Origin of the sequence: Bacillus thuringiensis (genome assembly GCF_001595725.1) — a bacterium.
In the GTDB taxonomy this organism is placed as follows: domain Bacteria; phylum Bacillota; class Bacilli; order Bacillales; family Bacillaceae_G; genus Bacillus_A; species Bacillus_A thuringiensis_K.
The window spans coordinates 3,455,809-3,480,930 of the sequence record NZ_CP014282.1 but is presented as its reverse complement, the minus strand read 5'-3'; the positions used below and the strand labels follow the sequence as shown (position 1 = coordinate 3,480,930).

The following is a 25,122-nucleotide window of genomic DNA, read 5'->3' as shown; positions in this document are numbered from 1 at the left end:
ACATTTCTCCTCCTTGTAGTTTGATTAGAATGCTCTTTTCATATTGCAAGTTGAATGATGTATCTAGTAATAGCGTATCAAATCTAGTTCGAATATTCAAATGATTAATAGGATAGAAAAGGAATTGTCATGAAATGTATAAAATTGTAATGAGAAGAGAAAGAGTGTTAATTATATTTCTTTTGCAGTCCATATAGATTTCGTATAAGCAATTTTCATATGGGCACGTTCCATATTATTTTGACTGCCGCTACCGAACCTTGCTTGTCCAACTATTAACTTACAATTGGCTTCAATAGCTATTTCAATTCGTTTTTGAATTAATGCGGTATGACAGCCTTTACGTTGAAATTCTGGCAAAGTAGCAGAAGAAGCTAATGAAGCAACACCGTTATTTATATAGAGAACTCCTATACTCGCAGGAGTGTTTTGAACTTCGGCTATGAAAAAATACCAGCCAGGTTTATTGTAGAGAATTTCGTTATTTTGGCGGACGCCATCTTTTGTAAAGGATGGCATATTAAATCCACGTACATAAATGTCTGCAAAAATATCAAACTCATTTTCTTTTAGTTTTCGTATTGTAATATTAGAAGGAAGAAGTGATGAACCCTCTCTCGGTATACTATACAAAGCAGTATGGAAGCTAGATTGATAAAATCCTTTTTGAGATAAGTATTGAAATAATTCAGTTGTACCTTGTGCTGGGGTAATTTCAAAACGACAAGGGATTTGTAGTGATTCATAATAAGAAATGATTGCATCAATCGCATCTGCATTTGTAATACCTTTTACCGTATTAAAAGCAGGACCAGCAATTATTTTTGATGAAAAGGCAGTGGCACTACCGAATTTTTTCATTTGCACTTGCATTGGGTTTCCGCTCATTGTTTGTAGTCTCTCTAATTTAGAAGAGAGCATATCAATTTCTGCATTTTCAATTTCTGTTGCCATATCGAGTGTCATAACAGTAGTCATAAAATTCCTCCGTTAATAAATATATTTCATAGTACATATACGATTTTTGTTTTGAGATTCCTGTTGAAATGTGAGAGAATAAGAGGTTTTTTGGAAGGGAAATGGAAGTGAACTGTCGAAGGGAGTAGAAACAGATTAAAGGTGGTGCTCTCATGAAACAAAAAGCCGTGCAGACATGCTCTAATTGTGGTTCTCAAAATATAGGAGAAGGTGAGTTTGTCGGATATGCACAAATACGGAAAAAGGAAACGATGTTCACATCTTCGCCGGTGGATGCTTATATTTGTACAGATTGTGGGAATATCCTTTTATTAAAGGTAAGGAATTATGAAAGGTTTAAACAGAAACCGTTATGATTATTGAGAAGTGGTCATATCCAACTTTGTATACGAAACGACTTATGTTAAGGAAAATGAATATGAGTGATAGTTTACATATATATGAGTATGCTACAGATAAAGAGATGACAACTTTTACTGTATGGGATGCTCATCGATCGTTATGTGACACATATAACTATATAGAAGAAATTGTGGGTCAGTACAATGGAGGGCAAGTAGCACCTCTTGGAATTGTATTAAAAGAGGAAAAAAAACTTATAGGCACGTGTGGATTTATAAAATATGATTTGGTCACACATACAGCAGAAATTGCATACGCCTTATCTCGAAAATATTGGGGAAGAGGATTAGCTACGGAGGCTGTGTTAGCTTTTTTCTACTATGGTTTTCATGAATTGCATCTTAATAGTATTGAAGCGGGATGTGATTCAGAAAATGAAGCATCTGAAAAATTAATGAAACGTTTGAATATGGAGTACAAATATACAATTCAGAAGGATATGTTTATTAAAGGTAAGAATCGTGATACAAAAAGGTATTTTATATCTAGAGAAAGATATATGAATCAATGAAATATCTTACATTGAAAACTCCTTTAAATGAATTAAGGAGTTTTTTTATTTTGATAACAACAAATGGACTATTAGGAAGCGCTATTTTTATTAACGTTCTAAGTATAGAAAAAAAACGCTATATAACACAATCGCAACCGCAAGTTGACAAAGTGCAACCGCAGGAAGATAGAGATAAGGGCTATGTTTACATACAATTTAGTTAAGAAAACAAAGGGGGACACACATATGGGATTTGGTGAGAAGCTTTTTAAATTAAGAAAAGAAAAGGGGCTTTCTCAAGAAGCATTAGCTGAGAAATTAAACACAACAAGGCAAGCGGTTAGTAAATGGGAAAACGGTCAAGGTTTTCCTGAAACTGAAAAGTTAATAATGATTGGAAATGTATTTGAAGTATCACTCGATTATTTATTAAAAGAAACTGCTGAGCAAAGTAATGAAAATGTAGATGGATATTACGTAAGTCAGGAAATGGCAGAAGGGTATGTAGTGTATGGACAAAAAATTTCTAAATATATAGCGCTAGGATTTAGTTTACTCATTTTATCTACAATACCGTATTTATTATTTAAAGAAAATGCAACAATGTCGACATTCCTTGTCATTATTGTTGCTGTCCTTGGAATTGGAGCGATGATGGTACCTGTAACGATAGAAGAGAGTCGATACAATGTATTGAAAAAGGAAGAACTACTATTTGATCAAAACTTTCTAAAAGAATTGACAAAGAGATATGCGACTCTTAAGAAGAGGTATGCAGCAGTGATGATCGTTGGATTTTGTTTTATAGCCGCAGGCGCAATACCGTTTTTGTTTGAGAAAAAACATATCACTTCAGGAGAATTAGTGCAGTATTACCCTTACTGTGTTGTACTTATTGCTATTGGAGTTTATCTTTTTGTTCGTGTGTTAGGAGTATTAGAGGTGTATCGAATTTTAGTAGAAAATAAAGAATATAGTAATCGTTTTATTTTTAAACTGAAAAAGAAAGTGAGAGAAAAAGTAGATAATTTTTAATAGGAGAAAAAATATTTTTATGAAAAGTTAAGATAGGGGTGTAATGATGTCAAATCTTCTAGAAATTGAAAATTTAAGCAAATCATTTGGAAACAAAGTTGTTTTAAGAGATGTTTCCTTCAATGTGCCGTCTGGATCAATTGTTGGATTCATTGGTGACAATGGAGCAGGGAAATCAACAACCTTTAAAACGGTACTAGAACTAATTTCTAAAGATAGTGGTACAGTAAAAATATTTGGTAAAGAAAATATAAATAAAGATGCCAAGCTTAAGGAAAAGATAGGAGTCGTATTTGATGCTATGAATCTACCGGCTCATCTTACAATAAAGCAACTAAACAAAGTTTTTGAAAAGATGTTTGAATCTTGGGATCAAGATAATTTTTATCGATTAGTTAATACTTTTTCTTTACCTACTAATGAGAAAGTAGGTAAATTCTCGCGTGGAATGTCAATGAAACTAACTATAGCTGTTGCGTTGTCACATAATGCAAAATTATTAATCCTAGATGAAGCGACGGGAGGTCTGGATCCTTCATCTAGGGAGGAGGTGTTAGAGGAATTAAAAAGTTTTGTAGGTAAAAGTAATGGTGGTATATTACTTTCTTCTCATATTATGAGTGATGTAGAAAAAATAGCTAGCCATCTTGTCATTATAAAAGATGGAGAAATTTTATTGAACGAAGAAAAAGATAAGGTTTTAGACAGTTACGCCATTGTAGATGTTGATGAGGAACAACTAACTTTAATTAACAAAGATATAGTTGTGGCTAGAAGGGGACATGGTTCATATTTCAATGTACTCGTATCAGATGTACATAAATTACCAAGTGGTATTGCTCATAGAACCATCTCGATAGAAGAAATGAGTATCTTATTAACAAGGAGTGAAAAATAAATGAAAGGTTTATTATTGACAAACTATTATCTAGTGTATCGAACTTTCTTTCTGTTCATGGGAATAGCGATATTAGGATCGGGATTTGTTTTTTATTTTGGTAATGCTTCAATGTACCGTTTAATTGCTACATTCACTATCTTATTTGCTGCGATTCCTGCACTTGAAGTTATTAAGTATGAGAGTAAGTCGGGTTATGAAAAATATGTACTTACTTTACCGGTTACTAGAAATAACATTGTACAAAGTCATTACCTTTTCTATTTTTTAGTTGTAATTATTGGTACTTTATTATCGTGTGGCATATTTTATGTACATAGTTTCGTTTCAGATACACCAATTGATAATGATATATTTAAGAGTGTTTCTTTAGGAACGTTCATCATTCTTAATGCCGGAGCGATAGCCTATCCACTCCTCTATGTTTTGGGAGCAGAAAAATCTGATGCTATTACAATTGGGGGCGCATGTGGGGGACTTGTTACTTATTTTGGATTACAAAGTGTAATTGGCTATCTAATAGAACAATTTCCAATATCAAATTTAAATTTATCTGTATACGTTTCAATTCTATATACAATATTTGGCGTTATCATATATATCTTTTCTTTTGTTATTTCGGTATTTATATATCGTAAGAAGGAATTTTAGTATATTTCTTCTTAGTATATTCTGAATTATTTCCAAAGAAATAATTCAGAATATACAGAAAAAAATTCGTAATCATTTGTAGATGTCTGTTATAATGAATAAAAATGAAAACGCTTTAAAGGGGGATATAACCAATATGATGATGAATGTACCGCTAACAATTAGTTCTATGATGGAAAGAGCAGAGAAACTATATTCGAAGAAAGAAATTGTTTCACGGACACATGATACAGTTACAACGTTAACGTATAAGCAGTTAGGGGAAAGGACGAGAAGACTTTCCAGTGCGTTGAAAAAGCTTGGAATTAAAGAAGGTGAACGTGTAGGAACGTTAGCGTGGAACCATCATCGACATGTGGAAGCGTATTTTGCTATTCCAGGTATTGCTTCTGTTTTGCACACAATTAATATTCGTTTATCTCCTCAACATATTTCATACATTATTCAGCACGCAGAAGACCGAGTTCTACTTATAGATGAAGATCTCGTACCACTCGTTGAAAATATTCAATCACAATTATCAACTGTACAAGCTTACATTATTATGACTGATAAAGATGAACTCCCAAATACTACGCTGGAACCTGTATATCATTATGAAAAGCTATTAGAAGAAAGCAATCCAAATTTCCAATTTGTAAAAGATATTGATGAAAATACACCTGCTGGTATGTGTTATACGTCAGCGACTACAGGAAATCCAAAAGGTGTTGTATATACGCATCGTAGTACTGTTTTGCATTGTATGGCACTCGGTTTAGCTGATACAGCTGCTTTATCGGAAAGTGATGCAGCAATGGCAATCGTCCCTATGTTTCATGTGAACGCTTGGGGACTTCCTTTCGCTGCTACTTGGTTTGGATCAAAACAAGTTCTTCCTGGACCGATGTTTACTCCGAAAATTTTATTAGAGATGATTCAATCAGAAAAAGTGACGTTAGCTGCGGGTGTGCCGACAATTTGGCTCGGCGTATTACAAGAGTTAGAAAATAATAGTTACGATTTATCTAGTATGACGAGAATACTATGCGGAGGTGCAGCGGCGCCGAAAAGTGTTATTAAAGCATTTGAACAGAAACATAATGTTCCGTTCATACATGCATATGGTATGACTGAAACGAGTCCACTCGTAACACTTGCACGTTTGAAAAGTTATGAAACGGAATTATCGTATGAAGAGCAACTAGAAATTCGCTCTAAACAAGGATATCTTGTACCTGGTGTCGAGATGAAAGTAGTCGGGACAAATGGTGAAGTGAAGTGGGATGGTACTGAGATGGGAGAATTATGTTTACGAGCACCGTGGATCGCTGAAAGCTATTATAACGATGATCGTACTGTCAAAGGGTTTCGCGATGGATGGTTATATACTGGTGATGTTGTCACAGTGGATGAGGAAGGTTGCGTGAAAATTGTTGATCGTACGAAGGATGTTATTAAAAGCGGGGGAGAATGGATTTCTTCTGTCGATCTTGAAAATGCTTTAATGGCACATGATGCTATATTTGAAGCGGCTGTCGTTGCAATTCCTCACCCTCAGTGGCAAGAGCGACCTGTTGCCTGCGTCGTTCAAAAGAAAAATAGTACAGTAACGAAAGAAGAAATATATGAGTTTTTAAAACCACAGTTTGCGAAGTGGTGGTTACCAGACGATATTGTATTTATGGAAGAAATACCGAAAACATCTGTTGGGAAGTTTTTAAAGCAGGCGCTTCGGAAAGAACTTGAGCATTTGCATAAAGAGAAATAATTGAATTTATATTTGTAAACTAATATGTTTAACTGGTTGACAAAAACTAAATAGAAAGATAATATAACTCCTGTAATATGTTATCTGAGAAACATTTTAAGTTTACAAATAGGAGAAGCAAATATGAATACAAAAAATTTAGTTTTCGTCGCTTTATTTAGTTCTATTATGGGAGTGTTAGGGTTAATACCTCCGATTGCTCTTTCTATTACACCAGTTCCGATTACATTGCAATCACTCGGTGTTATGCTTGCGGGTGGGTTGTTAGGATCACGTCTAGGTGCGTTAAGTCAGCTTATTTTCTTACTTATTGTAGGAGTTGGAGCACCATTACTTGCTGGTGGACGTGGTGGCCTTGGTGTATTTGTTGGGCCAAGTGCAGGATATTTACTTGGTTACATCATTGGAGCGTTTGTTATTGGTTATTTAATTGAGCGTTTACGTGAAGTTTCTATTATAAAAGTATTATGTATTAATATAATTGGTGGTATTTTCGTAGTTTATGTATTTGGTATTACTGTACAAGCGTTTTTAATGAATGTTTCTGTATGGGAGACAATGAAAGTGAGTGCTGTGTTTTTACCAGGGGATTGTATAAAAGCAATTATTGCGGCAGTTCTCGTAACAAAATTACATCGTTCATTGAAACATATTATTACACCCGCTTTAAAGAATGGAAAATATACAAATGCGGGATGATAAAGGGAAGAAACACGTTTATTGCGTGTTTCTTTTTATTATTTTTGTAAAGAAAGGACATCTCATATGGGGATTACAAAAGAATATAAAAAGCATGCCTCTTTACAACCAAATAAAATAGCGATAAAGGAAAATGATAGAGTTTTAACATATAAAGAGTGGTTTGAATCAGTTTGTAAAGTAGCAAGCTGGTTAAATGAAAAAAAATTGAAGAATAAAACGATAGCAATCCTATTAGAAAATCGTATAGAGTTTTTACAACTATTTTCTGGTGCCGCTATGGCCGAGTGGGTTTGTGTTCCGTTAGATATAAAGTGGAAACAAGATGAGCTCAGAGAAAGAATTGAAATTAGTAATCCGGATATGATTGTGACAGAACGATATAAGGTGAATGATCTATTGGATGAAGAAGGAAGAGTAATTGAAATTGATGAGTGGAAAAGAATGATAGAGAAATATCTTCCTACATATTCCACTGTAGAAAGTGTACAACATGCTCCTTTTTATATGGGATTTACATCAGGATCAACAGGAACAGCAAAAGCATTTTTACGTGCACAACAATCGTGGGTTCATAGTTTTGATTGTAATGTACATGACTTTTATATGAAAAGGGAGGATTCGATTTTAATAGCTGGGACGCTCGTTCATTCTCTTTTCTTATACGGGGCAATAAGTGCATTATATGTAGGACAAACGGTGTACATTATGAGAAAGTTCATTCCAAATCAAGTACTAGATAAGTTAGAAACTGAAAATATATCAGTTATGTATACAGTTCCGACAATGCTTGAATCTTTATATAAAGAAAATAGAGTAATAGAAAATAAAGTGAAAATTATTTCGTCAGGAGCGAAATGGGAAGCTGAAGCGAAAGAAAAAATAAAGAATATATTTCCTTATGCGAAAAGATATGAATTTTATGGTGCATCAGAGTTAAGTTTTGTAACAGCACTAGTCGATGCAGAAAGCGAAAGAAGGCCAAATTCAGTAGGAAAACCTTGTCATAATGTGCAAGTTCGAATATGTAATGAAGCAGGCGAAGAAGTACAAAAAGGTGAAATAGGAACTGTTTATGTGAAAAGTGATCAGTTTTTTATGGGATACATAATAGATGGGGTTTTAACACGGGAGTTGAATGCAGAAGGCTGGATGACAGTGCGAGATGTAGGCTATGAAGATGAAGAAGGTTTTATATATATTGTTGGTAGAGAGAAGAATATGATTTTATTTGGAGGAATCAATATTTATCCAGAAGAAATAGAAAGTGTATTACATGAACACCCAGCTGTCGATGAAATAGTTGTAATTGGTGTGAAAGATAGTTACTGGGGTGAAAAGCCCGTCGCGATCGTAAAAGGAAGTGCTACGAAACAACAATTAAAGAGTTTTTGCTTACAGAGATTATCCTCGTTTAAAATACCGAAAGAATGGCATTTTGTAGATGGAATACCTTATACAAATAGTGGGAAAATCGCTCGTATGGAAGCAAAAAGTATGATTGAAAACCGGGAGGAAATATATGAATAGAGCAGTTATTGTAGAGGCGAAAAGAACACCTATTGGTAAGAAGAATGGGATGTTAAAAGAGTATGAAGTTCAGCAATTAGCAACGCCGCTTCTTACGTTTTTAAGTAAAGGGATTGAGAGGGAAATAGATGATGTCATATTAGGTAATGTTGTTGGGCCAGGAGGGAATATTGCGAGACTATCTGCTTTAGAGGCGGGACTTGGCTATCATATTCCTGGTGTAACGATTGATCGGCAATGTGGTGCTGGTTTAGAAGCAATTCGAACTGCGTGTCATTTCATTCAAGGCAGAGCAGGTAATTGCTATATTGCAGGAGGAGTAGAGAGTACAAGTACGTCACCTTTTCAAAAAAGAGCAAGATTTTCACCTGAAACAATTGGTGATCCTGACATGGGAGTAGCGGCTGAATATGTTGCAAATCGTTATAACATAACGAAAGAAATGCAAGACGAGTACGCTTGTCTTAGTTATAAGCGGACATTGCAAGCATTAGAAAAAGGCTATATACATGATGAAATATTTTCTTTTAATGGATTATTAGATGAATCTATAAAGCCAGAAATGAATTATGAACGAATCATTAAAAGAACAAAGCCCGCATTTTTACAAAATGGAACAGTGACGGCAGGTAATTCATGTGGTGTAAATGATGGGGCATGTGCTGTTCTTGTAATGGAAGAGGGACAAGCCCTAAAGTTAGGTTATAAACCTGTACTTCGTTTCGTTCGTAGTGCTGTAGTTGGAGTAGATCCCAATCTTCCAGGAACTGGTCCAATATTTGCGGTGAACAAATTATTAAACGAAATGAATATGAAAGTAGAGGACATCGATTATTTTGAAATAAATGAAGCATTCGCCTCAAAAGTTGTAGCTTGTGCAAAGGAGTTACAAATTCCGTATGAAAAATTAAATGTAAATGGTGGGGCAATTGCGCTCGGTCATCCGTACGGTGCATCTGGGGCTATGCTTGTAACACGTTTATTTTATCAGGCGCAAAGAGAGAATATGAAATATGGAATTGCTACATTAGGAATTGGAGGCGGGATAGGGGTTGCGCTATTATTTGAGAAAGTAGAAGACTAGAAAGGAACTAGTTTTCTACTTTTTGAGGAACATAAACATTGCTACCAGGTTTTGCTTTTATTTCATTCCAAGCAGCAATCGCATCAGCTTTTGCTTTTCCTTTATTATTTGGATCTTCGAAAAAGTCACGAGTAAAGCGATTGTATTCAAATTGTGCACCGATAGTTGTTTTGTATGTAGGGTCTTTTTTTCGTTCGTTTTCTTCATGCCAAAAAGCTACCGCGTCTTCATATGTTTTTCCAACATTCTCTTTAAAAAATTTTTGAAGAGCTACTGTAAAGCGGAAGTTTGTTCCGATTTTTTCTTTGAAAAAAGCACGAACATCTTCGCTACAGCGGTGATTTTTAGTAATAATCGTTTGAAGAGAAAGGTCTTTATAAGAGAGGGGAGCTTTGCTCACTTTTTGCACAGAGCTGTTTTTTAAGACTTTCCCCGTAGTTAAATAATGTGAGATACGCTCGGTTATTTCGGTCTTAGAGCCACTAGCTGGCAAACCATGCTCGCGACAAAATGTTTGCAGTTCTGCTTTTAACCAATAATAGTTTTGAAAATCTTTAAGTGATATAGATTTTGTTAAAGGTGGACGCATGAATGTAACAACTACTTTCTTCCATAATTTTCTTCAATTATAAAACGTATGTTCTTTTTATGGAAGGGTTAATTTGTAAATATAATGGGAAGAGGAGATTGCATATGGAAAATGTAATGCAAGTTCGTATTACGGGAATTTTAATTGAAGATGAAAAAAAGTATTGCTAGTAAAGCAAAAAGTGGCTAATCGCGATTGGTCTTTACCTGGAGGAAGGGTAGAGAATGGTGAAACGTTAGAAGAAGCGATGATTCGAGAAATGAGAGAAGAAACGGGATTAGAAGTTAAAATTAAGAAGCTACTCTATGTTTGTGATAAACCAGATGCTAGTCCATCTTTGTTACATATTACGTTTCTGCTTGAAAGGATTGAAGGTGAAATTACACTACCTTCTAACGAGTTCGATCATAATCCGATTCATGATGTGCAAATGGTACCGATTAACGAATTAAGTTATTATGGTTTTTCGGAAACTTTTATCAATCTTATAAGTGGCGGTTTTGCAAATGCAGGAAGTTATCAAGGGTTAAAACGAAATATAGGCCTGTAAATATAGTTGAAGGATAGCCGTTAGCTATCCTTCATAAACATGTTTTACACTGCTGACTGTAAAGAAGAAACAAGCTGATTTAAAAACTCGTCCCCGTTCATCACCGCTTTTCCGCCGCCGCGTGCACTCTTTTTATTTCCGCCACCTTTTCCTTCAATTGCAGGAAGAGCATCTTTTAAAAGAGCATTCATATCGAGCGTTACTGTTTTTCCGCAAGCGAGAATACATTGTAGTTTGTCATCATTTTCAATAACGAAATACGTAATTGCATGCTCTTGTTGTTCTGTAATGATAGCTGATAGTTTTGCAATTTCTTGCATAGAACGATCTGTAAATGCTTTAGAAATAAGTAACCCAGCATGTATTTCGGTGGGCTGTTGCAGTAATTCATTTGCCTCTGCAAATAATAATTTTTCATTCATTGTTTGTATTGTTTTTTCGTTTTCCTTTTGAGCGGTAAGAAGCTGTGCTACTTTTGCTGGGATATCAGTTTCGCTACTGTTTAATTGTTTGGAAACATCTTTTATAATTTGTTGCTGTTGCCCCATTAATTTAAGTGTACGCCAACCAGCGATAAAGGTTAAGCGTATACCACCTTTATTGCGCTCCCATCCTAGTACTTGAATAGGACCAACTTCACCAGTGCATTTCGGATGGGTTCCACCACAGCCGTTGTAGTCGTAATTTTCGATAATAACAACACGTATATTCTCTGTCATAGTCGGTTCTTTACGAAGGGGCAATGTTTTCGCTTCTTCTAAGTTCATCCACTCTATACAGATTGGATGGTTTTCAAAAACTATATTGTTTGCAATTTGTACTGCTTTTTCAACCGTTTCTGCATGTAAATTTTCTGTTTCTAAATCAATTGTTACCGTTTCTTTACCAAGATGGAATCCAATCGTAGGTATGTTAAAATAATCCCAAAAAGCAGCAGATAAAATGTGCTGAGCCGCATGTTGTTGCATATGATCAAAACGGCGCTCCCAATTAATTTTACCTTCTACGTCTTCTGTATGTAATTGTTCTGCGATGTAGTGACGAATTTCTCCGTTTATCTCTTCTACATTGATTACATTTATATCATTTAATGTACCAGTATCATATGGTTGTCCGCCACCTGTCGGATAAAATGCTGTTTCATTCAAAACAACGTATAAGTTACCATCTTTATCATAATCTTGCTTTATAATTTTAGTAGTAAAGTCTTGCTTATAAGCGTCAGTGTAATATAATTTGTGTTCCAATTTTCTTTCTCCTCTCGCATTAACTAGTTTCATTGTAAAGCAATTGAAATTAGTTTCCTAATATTTCAGAAGAAAGAAACTATTTTTAGAATTTTCTTGCTATAATAAGGGAAAGAAAATGCGGGGGTGGAATAAATATGTTATATGAAAACGGCGTAGATAAACTGCTTAGTTTAAGCAGAAATATTTCCGAATTATATCGAGAATTAAACGAAATGACCCGGATTTTAACGGATTGTAATCGAGAAAGTGTGAAGTTTGATCGATTATATGTAAAAGAGTTACTTTGGAAGAAAGAAGATGTAATAGAGAAATATGACCAGCTACTTGTACAACTTTGTATTAACGAATGCTTTGATCTAAAAAGTGTCATTACAGGGGAATATAAGTATACATATGAAGAAGTAGAAAACATCGTTTTACAATTTAATGAAAAGTATAATGTCGTAATCTTAATTAAAGATGTGTGTAAAGAATTACAATTCACATATGGAATTGATATGGACATAACGAGAACAACTCGGGTATCAACAGCTCAAGTATAGAAAAAGGAAAAGAAAGCAGATCCTTTGCTTTCTTTTTTTGTGAAAATAGAGAGAGTAGGTTTAACGATGAAGGGGAAGTTACAGCATATTCATCCGCTTGGAATGAGTATTATTTTAGGGACATTGTTTGCTAGGTTTGCAACTTCAATGAGTATCCCTTTTTTAGCGATTTATTTAACGACTGTTAAAGGTGTATCAGCTGGAATGACTGGTGCTATTATCGGAACGAGTGCACTTGTTGGCGTTTTTGCTAGTTTTATCGGAGGGAATTTATCAGATCGATTTGGCCGGAAAACGATTATGCTCTGGTCCATGATTGTTTGGATTTTTGTGTTTATAGGTTTTTCACTTGCGGATCATGTTTTAAGTTTCTTTTTATTAAACGCTTTAAATGGATTATGTAGGTCGTTTTTTGAGCCAACATCAAGAGCATTATTATCAGATTTAACAAAGCCTGAGTATCGGTTACTCGTCTATAACTTACGATACGGTGCAATAAATGTTGGAGTTGCAATTGGACCAATTGTTGGATTACAGATTGGAAGTGCAAAATCAACAATTCCTTTTTTAGTAGCAGCTGGGGTATATATTCTATATACAGCTATATTAGCGTTCCAATTTAAGAAGTATCCAATGGAAAAAAAGAAAGTGAGGACAGAAAAACCTGTTACAATGCTAAATGCAATGCGTATATTGCGAAAAGATATAGTATTTTTAGTTGCTTTAGTCGGTATTATTTTGAGTAATTGCGGTTTTTCACATTTAACGACGACAGTATCTCAATATTTTGCAAATGCATATATATTTGAGGATGGAGTGAAGCTATTCTCATATATGCTCGCTTTAAATGCAATTGTTGTAGTGATTATCCAATACCCTGTTATTCAAATGTGCAAAAAGTATACACCGTTAACATCAATTATGGTGGGGACTTTATTTGTGAGCGGAGGATTGTTTGGCTTTGGAATAGTAGAATCTATGCTAGGTGCTGCCGTTTGTACAATTATTTTTACAATTGGAGAAGTATTAATGTTTTCAATGACGGATGTATTTATTGATGATATTGCTGTTGCGCATCTAAAAGGAACATACTTCGGTGCGATGGGCTTTTCGGGAATTGGAGCAGTAATAGGTCCGTGGTTTGGAGGAGTACTTCTCGATTACTACGGGTACCAAAATGGGTTTGCAGTATTTTCAGCACTAGCTATATTTTCAACTGTCGCATTTCCTGTGCTTTTAGTTACAAAAGGTTTATTGAAAAAAAGATATGATAGAAATTCTAATATAGAAATGCATGCGAAATAACATAAGCCCCAGTAACCAACTGGGGCTTAGTTTGTATTATATTAACTCTTAATTTGAAAAAAGAACTTTCTTTTCATGCTTATCAGCAACTTCATTTTTGGAAATATGAATGGCTAAAAATCCGTTTTCTAAGCAGGCTAGCATCTTTTTGTAAATGATAGTAGTAGGTAAAGGGATTGTTCGTTGTAAGGAAATGTTTTTATGAAGTATGCAAATAGCTAGGCCTGTCTCTAACTTTTTAATGAGTACATTTTGTTCTGAAACATTTTGTACATCTGTTTCCAAAATATATTCTTCTTCAGTTTCACAAAGGTCGATGTGAATTTGATTTGGAAAGCTAAAGTTACTATAAGAATCGGAACAAAATTGATCCATCCATTCTTCGAAACCATCAACATGAAAAAGACAATTCTTCTTTTTCTTGCCCATGTAAGACACCCTCCGTAAAATATCAATTCATATCATGTTATGCATGAATGAAACAGAGGTGAAGAATAAATGATGAAATACAAACATTTTATGTTGAATGTGCACTGTATGTGAATGTTTTTTATTACATATCATGATGTGCATGTTTTTTTTGGCGTGAATGGTTACGGTTTTTTACTTTATGAGATCCGCTTAATGGCTCAGGTTGTCCTTGTTTTTCTTTTGATTCACGGTTGTTTTTACCCATTGTATATGACACCTCCTCTTTCTTTTTAGAATGAGAGAAGTTGACGATTTTATACGAGAATGTTTTTAGAAAAAAAGGTAAAGATAAAGGGGACTAACTATTACAGAAAGGGGATTATATAATGCCATATCATAAAGATAAGCAACAAGCTTTTCAAGCGGCACAGCAAGGCGTTACACAAGCAGAAAATGCATTTAACAACATTGTGAAAAATGATCCAAACTACGGTCATGATTTAAAAGAATTACGCCAAGAGGTTCAGGAAGCATATGAACAAATTCAAAATGCACTAGAGGTAGCTTCAGAAACACAACGTCCACAACTTGAGCAATATGAAAATAATCTCCAAAATATAATGCGAAATGTAGATCAATTAGAAAAGTAAATGAGGTTGTTGTTTATTCGACAACCTTGCTGCTTTAGTAAACGTTATGCTAAAACAGAAAATTTTTCTATTCGTTTTTTCTTTGCTATGTGCAGTACATATATTTCAAGTGGAAAAAGTGGAAGCGAAAATGTTGCTCAGAAAAGAGTTAGAACCAACTGGTTATGTAACATGGGAAGTACCTAATAATGAAAAAATTATTGCAATTACATTTGATGATGGGCCAGATCCAACGTATACACCACAAGTTTTAGATTTATTACGTCAATATAAGGCGGAAGCGACATTTTTTATGATTGGATTTCGAGTTCAGCGTAATCCATATTTAGTGAAGCAAGTGTTAAAAGAGGGACATGAAATTGGAAATCATACGATGAATCATTTGTATGCGAGTAATTCGTCAGATGAAAAATTAGAAAATGATATTTTAGATGGAAAGAAATTTTTTGGAAAATGGGTGAAAGAACCTTTGCTATTCCGTCCTCCTGGCGGATATATTAACGATGCTGTATTTAAAACAGCGAAAGAGGCTGGCTATCAAACCGTTCTATGGTCGTGGCATCAAGACCCGCGTGATTGGGCAAATCCAGGGGTTGACTCCATTGTAAATCATGTAGTGAAAAATGCTAAAAGTGGCGATATTGTATTGTTACATGATGGAGGGAATGATCGTAGTCAAACGGTAGCAGCGCTAGCAAAAATTTTACCTGAGCTGAAAAAACAGGGCTATCGATTTGTAACGGTTTCGGAATTACTACGTTATAAACATTAGAAGAAATCCCAAAAGGAAAATAGACCTTTTGGGATTTTTCTTTACTGGTTCTTTTTACGTTTCTTATTATTTTGTCGCTCTGCTGGAGTTAAAGGCTCGTTTGCAAATTCTTCATTGTAACCAGTTCCTTGTCCTTGTGCAGATGCAGCATTCATTCCTGAAATAGTATGATTTGCTTTTCTTTTACCCATTTTATTTCACCCCTATAACATTTTTTGTATGTTGAATGATGAGCAGTTCATAGTATGTATGAACTGTAAGTAAACCGCTGATAGAGCATTTTACTTTATGATAATAGTATTCATAAGGAGCATGAAAGCTATTCAAATTTAGAAACATAAAGAAAACTTATGATAATCTATAAGTTTCTTATTATTTACTTATTTAGAAAGTTGTAATAAGATATTATCGTAAGGTATTGAAAAGTTTGTCTACATTTTATATTCAGACAACTTAGTCACGTTTAACAGGGGGGAAACATAATGGTCAAACATAATCCATTTCAATCACGTGCAACTTTTGAAGTAGATGGAAAAACGTATCATTATTATGATTTGAAAGCGCTTGAAAATGCAGGGGTTGGCAACGTATCTCAATTACCATATTCCGTGAAAGTTTTACTTGAATCAGTACTTCGTCAAGTAGACGGACGTGTAATCACAGAAGAGCATGTTACAAATTTAGCGAAATGGGGAACGAAAGATGTTCAAGATATCGATGTTCCATTTAAACCATCTCGTGTAATTTTACAAGATTTCACTGGTGTTCCAGCTGTTGTTGATTTGGCTTCGCTTCGTAAAGCAATGGCAGACATGGGCGGAGATCCTGACAAAATTAATCCTGAAATTACTGTAGACCTTGTAATTGACCACTCTGTACAGGTTGATAGAGCGGGTACGGCAGACGCGCTTGCATTCAACATGGACTTAGAGTTTAAACGTAATGAAGAACGTTATAAATTTTTAAGCTGGGCACAAAAATCATTTGATAACTACCGTGCGGTTCCACCAGCTACAGGTATTGTACACCAAGTAAACCTTGAATATTTAGCACCAGTTGTTCATGCTGTGAAAAATGCTGAAGGTGATTTAGTTGCATATCCAGATTCGTTAGTTGGAACAGACTCACATACAACAATGATTAACGGTATCGGCGTTCTTGGATGGGGCGTTGGTGGTATTGAAGCAGAAGCAGGAATGCTTGGACAGCCTTCATACTTCCCGGTACCTGAAGTAATCGGTGTGAAATTAACTGGTACACTTCCAAGTGGTACTACAGCGACAGACGTTGCATTAAAAGTAACACAAGTATTACGTCAAAAAGGTGTAGTTGGTAAATTCGTTGAGTTCTTCGGTAATGGACTAAAGAGCATGCCTTTAGCTGACCGTGCAACAATTTCAAATATGGCACCAGAATACGGCGCAACTTGTGGATTCTTCCCAATCGATGATATTTCATTAGAATACTTACGTTTAACAGGTAGAGATGAAGAACAAATTCGCGTTGTTGAAGAATACTGTAAAGCGAACGGTTTATTCTATACAGCAGATAGTAAAGATCCAATCTATACTGATCTTGTTGAAATTGATTTAAATACAATCGAATCTAACCTTTCTGGACCGAAACGCCCACAAGATTTAATTCCACTTTCAGATATGAAAGATGCGTTCCACAAAGCTGTTGTAGCACCAGTTGGAACACAAGGACTTGGATTTAATGAGCAAGAGTTCGATAAAGAAGTGAAGGTTACATTAGAAGATAAAGAAGTAACGATGAAAACAGGTGCAATTGCAATCGCTGCAATTACAAGCTGTACAAATACATCAAACCCATACGTATTAATCGGGGCAGGTTTAGTTGCGAAGAAAGCAATTGAAAAAGGACTTAAAGTACCTGAGTATGTAAAAACATCATTAGCACCAGGATCAAAAGTTGTTACTGAATACTTAGATAAATCAGGTTTAACAACATATTTAGATCAATTAGGTTTCCAAACAGTTGGTTACGGCTGTACGACTTGTATCGGTAACTCTGGTCCATTAGCGCCAGAATTAGAAGAAGCAATCGCAGCAAACGACTTACTAGTAACATCTGTTTTATCTGGTAACCGTAACTTTGAAGGTCGTATTCATCCACTTGTAAAAGCAAACTACTTAGCATCACCACCACTAGTTGTGGCATATGCACTTGCAGGTACTGTTGATATTGACCTGAAAAATGATGAAATCGGTAAAGATGCAAATGGCAATGCTGTTTACTTCAACGATATTTGGCCATCAGCTAAAGAAATTGAAGATGTAGTTCAAAACGTTGTTACATCTGAACTGTTCAAGAAAGAATATGCACAAGTATTTAACAGCAATGAGCGCTGGAATGAAATCCAAACTTCAAACGAAGCTTTATATACTTGGGATAATGATTCAACATACATTCAAAACCCGCCATTCTTTGAAGGTTTATCTAAAGAGCCAGGTGAAGTCGAAACATTATCAGGCCTACGCGTAGTTGGTAAATTTGGTGACTCTGTAACGACAGACCACATTTCACCAGCAGGTTCAATCGGTAAGCATACACCAGCTGGACGCTACTTATTAGAAAACGGCGTACAACCAGTTGACTTTAACTCTTACGGTTCTCGTCGTGGTAACCATGAAGTTATGATGCGTGGTACATTCGCAAACATCCGTATTAAAAACCAAATCGCACCAGGAACAGAAGGCGGATATACAACATATTGGCCAACTGGTGAAGTAACATCTATCTATGATGCTGCTATGAAATATAAAGAAGATGGAACAGGTCTTCTAGTTGTTGCTGGTAAAGATTACGGTATGGGAAGTTCTCGTGACTGGGCTGCGAAAGGTACTAACTTATTAGGTATTAAAGCAGTAATCGCAGAAAGCTTCGAACGTATTCACCGCAGTAACTTAGTGTTAATGGGTGTACTACCGCTTCAATTTAAAGATGGCGAAAGTGCTGAAACGTTAGGTCTTGTTGGTAACGAGTCATTTGAAATTCAAATCGACAAAACAGTTAGACCACGCGATCTTGTAAAAGTAGTTGCAACTGATGCAGATGGCAACGAAAAACAATTTGAAGTAGTAGCTCGTTTCGATAGTGAAGTTGAAATTGACTACTACCGTCACGGTGGTATTCTGCAAATGGTTCTTCGTGAGAAAATTGAAGAATCTAAAGTATCGAACTAAATTATTGAAATGAACAATAAGGAAGCTAACAATAGTTAGCTTCCTTATTTTATGGAAAGGGATGAAACCATTTGGTTTCATCCCTTTCTTTTTACTATAAAAATGGAGGAAACGTCATGACAGAGTATAAAAGAATATTGTTGCCGTTACGACAAGAGAAAATATTAGTAATAGCAGCTGTATGTAGTGGGATAATTGCTGCCATTTTAAATTTATCACGCCCAATTTTCATGGGGTTAATTGTAGACAATCTTATTCAAAGGGAGCTAAAAGGTGCGTATTTATATATAGCCTTGTTTGCGGGTAGTCGCTTTTTAATGTGGGCGAACAATCTTTTATTTGATTATATAAGTTCAAAAGCGAGTCAACGTATATTACAAACGAAACGTATAGAATTATTACGTAACTATTTCTCATTACCGTTTGAAGAGAGTGAGAAGATTAAGCAAGGAGAGTTAGAAACTTTGGTCGTGTCTGATATTCCGAACTGGGTCAGATTATATGGCTCTATATTAATAGAATATATACACGCTATTGCCCAATTTATTGGGGCTTTCATAGCACTACAACATATAGATATACAGTTTATATTGTGGGTAACTCCGTTTTTATTTTTAAGTACAATTGTTCCAATACTGATGGGAGAAAAGGTAAGAGATATTGCAAGCGTTGCTCAAAAAAATCACTCAAGTGTTGTAGAGATGGTGTCACAGTTTGTAAAGGGGATACAAGATTTGCGGAGTTTACAAAAAGAAAAATGGGCAATTCGCTTATTTAAAAGAGTAACGGCACAATCGTATAAATCGGAAGTAAAGAAGACGATGATGCAACATTGTATTGGAGTAGTTGGAACGGTGATTGAAACAGGAGCATATATCCTTGTTCTCATTATAGGTGCACAAAAAATAATGAGGGGAGAAATAGAAGTTGGTTCACTCATTGCAGTGTTAGCGACAATTGAGATGCTCTTTTTCCCTGTCCGTTATGTGGGCGATTTATTAATAATGACACAAGTTGCAGTCGCTTCGGCAAATAGAGCTTTTTGCTTTTTAAATAAACGAGCAGCAGATAGCAATGTAGAAAGAGCGATGGGGATCAGGATAACAAATGTTTCATTTCAGGAGAATGATGGAGAGAAATGTAGAATTCATAATATCGATTTACAAATTCATCCTGGTGAACTCGTTATTATTGTGGGAGAAAGCGGTGCAGGAAAAACAACGCTTTTAAAGTTAATAACGGGCTTGTATAAACCATCTAACGGTAGCATTGCTTATTATGGTAATGAAGCTCGTATGACTACAGTGTGGCAAGAACCACGTTTTTTCCGAACGACGGTAACAGAGAATATGTATTTCGGGGAAGAGGGTTTAGAAAATCAGCTAGAAAAAAATAGTGAACTTATAAATGCAACGCCGATTATTAGAGGGTTACCTGAAGGGAGTCAAACTGTGCTACATAAAAGCGGTGAAGAGTTTTCAGGAGGCGAAAGAAAACGTCTTGCATTATTGCGAGCGATTGTATCAAATCCAACTCTTATTATTTTAGATGAACCGACGGCTGGGTTAGATCCGGGCAATCAAGAATTGGTTTGGAATATGATTGAAGGGATAGGAAGAGATGTAACGAGAATTGTGGCAACACATGATGTAGAGAGAGCGATGATAGCAGATTGTGTTGTTGTCATGAAGAATGGGATTATTGTGGAATGTGGGAATCCTAGAGAATTATTAAATTGCAACTCATTGTACAATGAGTTGCAAACAAAAAGATAAGAGATATGTAATGCTCTTATCTTTATTCCGCTATTTGCCGGGTAGCCCGATTGGTGAGGGCTGATTAAAGTTTCACTTTATTCGGTCTCATTAAGTTGATAAGTATAAGAATTCGGATCACTAGAATTAACTTCTTTGACGAGAGTAAGTTGATTTGTATCTGGATTATATTTAAAAATCTTAATTGTATGTTCGCTATTTAGTAATGGATTATATTCTTGAATAGCGAATGTATTTTCCGCAATTTGTGTCATATTACTGGTGGGAACATTTTCTATGGAATCATGATTTGTAGAAATTTCAACGACTTTTTCACTGTTGAAAAATAAAAGAACGATTACTAAAATAACTAAGCATATTCGTATATAGCGTAGCTCTTTTGTGATAGGGTGTTCTCCCAAAACAATCATCCTTTCTATAACTATTCTATAGTAGTAATGGTAGTCATTGTGAAAAAAGTAATAATGCCGAGGCCTGCCAAAAGGATAAATGAGATTAATGCGATATAGAGACAAATACGTCCAACTTGTTTTTTAGGATCTTTACTAAATAGTGAGATAATCCATGTGATAATTCCGATTGGGAAAAATATAAAACTAAGAATATATAGAAGTATTTTTTCAAATAAATTCATGAGAGCTCCTTTCATTGTAAAATGTTCCGTGTATTTCTAATTATATGATTAAAAGGTAAATATTTCATATTATTTATAAAAATTCTGATTATTTAGAATGTGAATATTTTCAAGCTTGTCCGTATAAGCTAAAATAAGGTATATAGCATTTGAATGGATATATTAAAAGAAGATAAACACGTTAGGGTGATATAACATGTGGCGGAAGCTTATGATTATTGTAGTGTTACTTTGTTTAGCGGGATATGCAGCTTATGAACAGTTTGGTCATAAAGAGCAGGCGGTAAAAGTGAAGCAAGAAAAAAGTGAAGTTGCTATGAAAGAGATGATCGCAAGGAATGGTATTGAGATAGGGAAGAGTGCACCGGACTTTGAATTAACTAAGTTAGATGGGACAAATGTAAAGTTATCGGATTTAAAAGGAAAGAAAGTAATTTTAAACTTTTGGGCTACGTGGTGTGGACCATGTCAGCAAGAAATGCCGGATATGGAGGCTTTCTATAAAGAACATAAAGAAAACGTAGAAATTTTAGCGATCAATTATACGCCTTCAGAAAAAGGTGGGGGGGAAGAGAAGGTAAGCAATTTTGCTAAAGAAAAAGGAATTACTTTTCCTATTTTATTGGACAAGAACATTGATGTGACAACAGCTTATAAAGTAATTACGATTCCAACTTCGTATTTTATAGATACAAAAGGTGTCATTCAAGATAAGTTTATTGGGCCGATGACACAAAAAGAGATGGAGAAAAGAGTTGCTAAATTAAAATAATGGTGAAAAGGTAGAGGTGGAGAGTTCCCATTTCTGCCTTTTCTTTTTCAAGTAGTAATCACTTCATGATATGATGTAAGAAATATAAACGTTTAGAGATAAAGGAGTGTATGGAGTGGGGAATGTATCCTTACCGTTAGATTATGTTGTAATTGATTTTGAAACAACAGGATTTAACCCTTATAATGATAAAATTATTCAAGTTGCAGCAGTGAAATATCGTAATCATGAATTAGTAGATCAATTTGTTTCATACGTGAATCCAGAGCGGCCAATTCCGGACCGAATAACGAGTTTAACAGGTATTACTAATTATCGCGTTTCAGATGCACCGACGATTGAAGAAGTGTTACCTTTATTTTTAGCATTTTTACATACAAATGTTATTGTGGCCCATAATGCTTCTTTTGATATGCGCTTTTTGAAAAGTAATGTAAATATGCTTGGGTCGCCTGAACCTAAAAATAAAGTAATTGATACTGTATTTTTAGCAAAGAAATACATGAAGCATGCGCCTAATCATAAACTTGAAACGTTAAAACGAATGCTTGGAATTCGTTTAAGCTCTCATAATGCATTTGACGATTGCATTACGTGTGCTGCTGTTTATCAAAAGTGTGCAGCTATTGAAGAAGAAGGGAAACGAAAAGTAAATAAGGCTATGCTTGATGAAACTGCGGTATATGAAGCGGTGAAAGAAATACTTGCATGTAATAAACGTAATGTAGAATGGCTACGTTGTATGAACGTAGGAAGTTATTTAGATATAAAAGCTTTTTATCCAGTTATGAGATTAAAGGTAAAAGGGCGAAAGAAATATGTATTAACAGAGATATTAGAAGAAGATGTGAAAGAAATATGTACAAGTTTAAAATGTGAACCGGCGTTAAAAAGTGAAGTTGGTAATACGAGAATTATGCTTAATAGCTTAGAGGATGTTATGAAATTAGAAAGTTATATTTTAGAGCAGTATGATTTTGTATTACAGGCGCTTCATGATTATAAAGAAAATGAAATGAATGCAGATGAAAAGTTGAAAGAGTATTTAAATATTATGGTATAAAAAACTCCGTGTGCAATATATTGTACACGGAGTTTTTTTAGGAGTACTAAAACATAAAATTTTCTTACAAATCTGATTAAAGAGTTTTTTGTTTGCTCATACTATGTAATAAGAAAGCGAAGGAGAGAGGGTGAACAACATGAGAAGAAGTCGCCGTAAATCGTTTGAAGAACTTGTAAATGAAAATAAACAACAATTATTAAGCGATCGTGAGGCAATTGATCGCATTGAAGAGCGCATTGAAAAACGTTATGAAATGAAACTTTTTAAGCAAGCTGAATAATTCTTAACACTAGTACGATACTAGTGTTAAGGAGGCGATAGTAATGGGTAATCCGAAAAAAAATTCAAAAGACTTTGCACCAAATCATATTGGAACACAATCGAAAAAAGCTGGTGGAAATAAAGGAAAGCAAATGCAAGATCAAACAGGTAAACAACCGATTGTTGATAATGGTTAAAGAAAAGGAGAATATTACATTCTCCTTTTTTATGTATAAATTTGAGGAAAGATAGGTAATTTAAGATGGTGTGTATATACAATATTAGGAGGGAAGTACATGCCAAATCCAGATAATCGAAGTGACAACGCTGAAAAGTTACAAGAAATGGTGCAAAATACAGTTGATAACTTTAATGAAGCAAAAGAAACAGCGGAACTTTCTAATGAAAAAGATCGTGCTGCTATTGAAGCAAAAAATCAAAGACGTTTAGAAAGTATTGACTCATTAAAAAGTGAAATCAAAGATGAATCTTAACAAAATGTACAAAAAGGGCTGACTTTTGTCAGCCCTTTTTCGTAATCGTAAAGTTTTCAACAAGTAAACGCCAATTTTGTGGAAATGGCAAGCCAATCTTCCAATAACTAATACCGCCAATGCCCTGCTCTTTCATTAAATTGAATTTACTTTGAATAGACCTCGCATCTTCAAACCAAACTTCATGTTGTACGCCATTTTCGTCAAAGTAATTAAAATGTGGAGCTTGAGCTGTGAAATCATAGCGGATAGGAACATTATATTTACGAGCAAGTGCAACAGCTGCGACAGAGCTAACTGCTTTTGCTGGTGGATTCCCTTGTTTGAACGGAAGTTTCCAATCGAATCCGTATAAGTTTTGCCCCATCATAATTTTTTGGGGAGGCATTTGAGATTTTGCGTATTGAAGTACTTCTTTTACAGGACCGATAGGAGAGATTGCCATTGGTGGCCCGCCCTGCCAACCCCAGTCATATGTCATAATGACGACGAAATCAACAATTTGCCCTTGCGCTTTATAATCATGGGCTTCGAAAAATTTTCCCTTTTGATTTGAACTTGTTTTCGGTACGAGAGTTGTGCTTAATGTGTACCCGCTAGGTAAGCGTGTTTTTACATTTCGTAAAAAGCGATTATATGCCTCGCGGTCTTCGGGTGCTACACTCTCGAAATCGAAATGAATGTCTCGCATGCCATATTTTTCAGCTGTTTGCAAAATGTTAGTAATAAATTTGTTTTGAATCGTTGCGTCGCGTAAAATAACCGATGTTAGATCGGCACTGAAATTACCATTTTCAATATTTGTAATAACGAGCATAGGGATTGTTTGCCCTTGCGTTGCAATATTAGCAATTTTAGCTGTTTCAGTAGGTTCTTTTAATGTGCCATCTCTTTTTGCCTCAAAACTAAAATAAGCTAAATATGTTAAAAATGGATTGATGGCACGTGTAGCATTAACTAAACTCTCTTTAATCGGTATAGTGGAAGGTTGTAAATAAGCGATGGATTCTACAGCTCGTTTTGTGCCTTTTGGTACATATAATTGTTGTCCGACATGGAGAATAGATTTTAAAGATAAATTATTAACTTTAGCTAAACTAGCGAGGGGGACATTATATGTTTGAGAAATCCGATAGAGGCTGTCACCAGGCTGTACATAATAATTATTTCCTTTTGTATTAACGATAAGTGCCTGACCAACAACGAGCGTTTCAGCTGGATTTAGTCCATTGTCTTTTACTATTTCGTCAGGTGTCGATCCATATTTTGATGCCAAGCTATATACGCTATCACCGCTACGAACCGTTACAATTTGAATCATATGC

At 35.1% G+C, this 25,122-nt stretch carries 29 protein-coding genes and 1 pseudogene; 21 read left to right on the top strand and 9 right to left on the bottom strand.

The features are described from left to right. Positions 1 to 171: 171 nt before the first annotated feature. Positions 172 to 978 (bottom strand): GNAT family N-acetyltransferase, encoded by an 807-nt coding sequence (locus tag AXW78_RS17220; protein ID WP_000214350.1) that lies wholly within the window; start codon positions 976 to 978, stop codon positions 172 to 174. A gap of 152 nt (positions 979 to 1,130) precedes the next feature. On the opposite strand from AXW78_RS17220, the gene AXW78_RS17215 reads away from it, so the two are divergent. The 9 genes from AXW78_RS17215 (at position 1,131) to AXW78_RS17170 (ending at position 9,520) form a co-directional block, all read left to right on the top strand. Beyond that, positions 1,131 to 1,334, top strand: coding sequence for a hypothetical protein (locus AXW78_RS17215; RefSeq protein WP_000810193.1), 204 nt, complete (start codon positions 1,131 to 1,133; stop codon positions 1,332 to 1,334). Beyond that, positions 1,331 to 1,891, top strand: a complete 561-nt coding sequence (locus AXW78_RS17210; protein ID WP_000582841.1) for a GNAT family N-acetyltransferase — start codon at positions 1,331 to 1,333, stop codon at positions 1,889 to 1,891. Before AXW78_RS17215 ends, AXW78_RS17210 begins: the two co-directional genes overlap by 4 nt. Before the next feature lie 228 nt (positions 1,892 to 2,119). After that, positions 2,120 to 2,908, top strand: a complete 789-nt coding sequence (locus AXW78_RS17200) for a helix-turn-helix domain-containing protein (protein ID WP_061884487.1) — start codon at positions 2,120 to 2,122, stop codon at positions 2,906 to 2,908. A gap of 46 nt (positions 2,909 to 2,954) precedes the next feature. Further along, a complete protein-coding gene (locus AXW78_RS17195; RefSeq protein WP_000067332.1) occupies positions 2,955 to 3,806 on the top strand; it encodes an ABC transporter ATP-binding protein in 852 nt (283 codons plus the stop codon). Continuing rightward, positions 3,807 to 4,457: an ABC-2 transporter permease gene (locus tag AXW78_RS17190; RefSeq protein WP_061884486.1), complete on the top strand. Its 651-nt coding sequence runs from the start codon at positions 3,807 to 3,809 to the stop codon at positions 4,455 to 4,457. It begins immediately after the preceding gene. A 136-nt stretch (positions 4,458 to 4,593) separates the two neighbouring features. After that, positions 4,594 to 6,207 carry a long-chain fatty acid--CoA ligase gene (locus AXW78_RS17185; RefSeq protein ID WP_061884485.1) on the top strand — a complete coding sequence of 538 codons (1,614 nt, stop codon included), beginning with the start codon at positions 4,594 to 4,596 and terminating at the stop codon, positions 6,205 to 6,207. Positions 6,208 to 6,330: 123 nt separating this feature from the next. Beyond that, a complete protein-coding gene (locus AXW78_RS17180; protein ID WP_001093336.1) occupies positions 6,331 to 6,906 on the top strand; it encodes a biotin transporter BioY in 576 nt (191 codons plus the stop codon). Positions 6,907 to 6,972: 66 nt separating this feature from the next. Then, on the top strand, positions 6,973 to 8,436 hold the full coding sequence (locus AXW78_RS17175) for an acyl-CoA synthetase (protein WP_061884484.1): 1,464 nt from the start codon (positions 6,973 to 6,975) through the stop codon (positions 8,434 to 8,436). Then, positions 8,429 to 9,520: an acetyl-CoA C-acyltransferase gene (locus AXW78_RS17170; protein ID WP_061884483.1), complete on the top strand. Its 1,092-nt coding sequence runs from the start codon at positions 8,429 to 8,431 to the stop codon at positions 9,518 to 9,520. The genes AXW78_RS17175 and AXW78_RS17170 overlap by 8 nt, the downstream gene beginning before the upstream one ends. Positions 9,521 to 9,527: 7 nt before the next feature. Here AXW78_RS17170 and AXW78_RS17165 read toward each other — a convergent pair whose 3' ends face one another. Continuing rightward, positions 9,528 to 10,109: a DUF6434 domain-containing protein gene (locus AXW78_RS17165; protein ID WP_001247756.1), complete on the bottom strand. Its 582-nt coding sequence runs from the start codon at positions 10,107 to 10,109 to the stop codon at positions 9,528 to 9,530. Positions 10,110 to 10,213: 104 nt separating this feature from the next. Between AXW78_RS17165 and AXW78_RS17160 the strand changes: the two are divergent. Then, positions 10,214 to 10,659 (top strand): annotated as a pseudogene (locus AXW78_RS17160) (NUDIX hydrolase). 44 nt (positions 10,660 to 10,703) lie between these two features. Here AXW78_RS17160 and AXW78_RS17155 read toward each other — a convergent pair. Next, positions 10,704 to 11,906 (bottom strand): serine-tRNA(Ala) deacylase AlaX, encoded by a 1,203-nt coding sequence (locus AXW78_RS17155; protein WP_000400376.1) that lies wholly within the window; start codon positions 11,904 to 11,906, stop codon positions 10,704 to 10,706. A gap of 137 nt (positions 11,907 to 12,043) precedes the next feature. Between AXW78_RS17155 and AXW78_RS17150 the strand changes: the two genes are divergently transcribed. Then, positions 12,044 to 12,451: a hypothetical protein gene (locus tag AXW78_RS17150; protein WP_000965150.1), complete on the top strand. Its 408-nt coding sequence runs from the start codon at positions 12,044 to 12,046 to the stop codon at positions 12,449 to 12,451. A gap of 66 nt (positions 12,452 to 12,517) precedes the next feature. After that, positions 12,518 to 13,756: an MDR family MFS transporter gene (locus AXW78_RS17145; protein WP_000676809.1), complete on the top strand. Its 1,239-nt coding sequence runs from the start codon at positions 12,518 to 12,520 to the stop codon at positions 13,754 to 13,756. A 48-nt stretch (positions 13,757 to 13,804) separates the two neighbouring features. Here AXW78_RS17145 and AXW78_RS17140 read toward each other — a convergent pair whose 3' ends face one another. After that, positions 13,805 to 14,185: an Hsp20/alpha crystallin family protein gene (locus AXW78_RS17140; RefSeq protein ID WP_000516756.1), complete on the bottom strand. Its 381-nt coding sequence runs from the start codon at positions 14,183 to 14,185 to the stop codon at positions 13,805 to 13,807. A gap of 124 nt (positions 14,186 to 14,309) precedes the next feature. After that, positions 14,310 to 14,432, bottom strand: coding sequence for a small acid-soluble spore protein P (locus AXW78_RS17135; protein WP_000517653.1), 123 nt, complete (start codon positions 14,430 to 14,432; stop codon positions 14,310 to 14,312). A gap of 121 nt (positions 14,433 to 14,553) precedes the next feature. Between AXW78_RS17135 and AXW78_RS17130 the strand changes: the two genes are divergently transcribed. Continuing rightward, on the top strand, positions 14,554 to 14,817 hold the full coding sequence (locus tag AXW78_RS17130) for a hypothetical protein (protein ID WP_001146295.1): 264 nt from the start codon (positions 14,554 to 14,556) through the stop codon (positions 14,815 to 14,817). 46 nt (positions 14,818 to 14,863) lie between these two features. Next, positions 14,864 to 15,589 carry a polysaccharide deacetylase family sporulation protein PdaB gene (pdaB, locus tag AXW78_RS17125; protein WP_102947840.1) on the top strand — a complete coding sequence of 242 codons (726 nt, stop codon included), beginning with the start codon at positions 14,864 to 14,866 and terminating at the stop codon, positions 15,587 to 15,589. A 41-nt stretch (positions 15,590 to 15,630) separates the two neighbouring features. On the opposite strand, the gene sspO is transcribed toward pdaB, so the two are convergent. Further along, positions 15,631 to 15,780, bottom strand: coding sequence for a small acid-soluble spore protein SspO (gene sspO / locus AXW78_RS17120; RefSeq protein ID WP_000518057.1), 150 nt, complete (start codon positions 15,778 to 15,780; stop codon positions 15,631 to 15,633). Positions 15,781 to 16,071: 291 nt separating this feature from the next. On the opposite strand from sspO, the gene acnA reads away from it, so the two are divergent. Together acnA and AXW78_RS17110 are read left to right on the top strand one after the other, a co-directional pair. Beyond that, positions 16,072 to 18,795, top strand: a complete 2,724-nt coding sequence (gene acnA, locus AXW78_RS17115; RefSeq protein ID WP_000238559.1) for an aconitate hydratase AcnA — start codon at positions 16,072 to 16,074, stop codon at positions 18,793 to 18,795. Positions 18,796 to 18,911: 116 nt separating this feature from the next. Beyond that, positions 18,912 to 20,570 (top strand): ABC transporter ATP-binding protein, encoded by a 1,659-nt coding sequence (locus tag AXW78_RS17110; RefSeq protein WP_000141524.1) that lies wholly within the window; start codon positions 18,912 to 18,914, stop codon positions 20,568 to 20,570. A 77-nt stretch (positions 20,571 to 20,647) separates the two neighbouring features. Here AXW78_RS17110 and AXW78_RS17105 read toward each other — a convergent pair whose 3' ends face one another. Beyond that, complete coding sequence (locus tag AXW78_RS17105) at positions 20,648 to 20,980, bottom strand: YmzC family protein (protein WP_074593090.1); 333 nt, start codon at positions 20,978 to 20,980, stop codon at positions 20,648 to 20,650. Positions 20,981 to 20,991: 11 nt separating this feature from the next. Continuing rightward, the gene (locus tag AXW78_RS17100; protein ID WP_001047908.1) at positions 20,992 to 21,204 is read right to left on the bottom strand and encodes a hypothetical protein; all 213 of its coding nucleotides are present in this window, start codon (positions 21,202 to 21,204) and stop codon (positions 20,992 to 20,994) included. Positions 21,205 to 21,400: 196 nt separating this feature from the next. Here AXW78_RS17100 and AXW78_RS17095 point away from each other — a divergent pair, with 196 nt between their 5' ends. The 5 genes from AXW78_RS17095 to tlp all read left to right on the top strand — a co-directional run bounded on the left by AXW78_RS17095 (position 21,401) and on the right by tlp (position 23,797). Then, positions 21,401 to 21,976, top strand: coding sequence for a TlpA family protein disulfide reductase (locus tag AXW78_RS17095; protein ID WP_000269041.1), 576 nt, complete (start codon positions 21,401 to 21,403; stop codon positions 21,974 to 21,976). A gap of 115 nt (positions 21,977 to 22,091) precedes the next feature. Beyond that, entirely contained in the window at positions 22,092 to 23,039 is a 948-nt protein-coding gene (locus tag AXW78_RS17090) for a 3'-5' exonuclease (protein ID WP_061884482.1), read from the top strand. Positions 23,040 to 23,178: 139 nt separating this feature from the next. After that, positions 23,179 to 23,322: an FbpB family small basic protein gene (locus tag AXW78_RS17085; RefSeq protein WP_001254703.1), complete on the top strand. Its 144-nt coding sequence runs from the start codon at positions 23,179 to 23,181 to the stop codon at positions 23,320 to 23,322. 43 nt (positions 23,323 to 23,365) lie between these two features. Next, positions 23,366 to 23,500 (top strand): acid-soluble spore protein SspN, encoded by a 135-nt coding sequence (sspN, locus tag AXW78_RS17080; protein WP_000527987.1) that lies wholly within the window; start codon positions 23,366 to 23,368, stop codon positions 23,498 to 23,500. A 99-nt stretch (positions 23,501 to 23,599) separates the two neighbouring features. Beyond that, positions 23,600 to 23,797, top strand: coding sequence for a small acid-soluble spore protein Tlp (gene tlp, locus AXW78_RS17075; RefSeq protein WP_001133511.1), 198 nt, complete (start codon positions 23,600 to 23,602; stop codon positions 23,795 to 23,797). 28 nt (positions 23,798 to 23,825) lie between these two features. Here the strand turns inward: tlp and AXW78_RS17070 are convergent, their stop codons facing one another. After that, positions 23,826 to 25,118 carry a glycoside hydrolase family 18 protein gene (locus AXW78_RS17070; protein WP_000614862.1) on the bottom strand — a complete coding sequence of 431 codons (1,293 nt, stop codon included), beginning with the start codon at positions 25,116 to 25,118 and terminating at the stop codon, positions 23,826 to 23,828. Between the last annotated feature and the right edge of the window lie 4 nt (positions 25,119 to 25,122).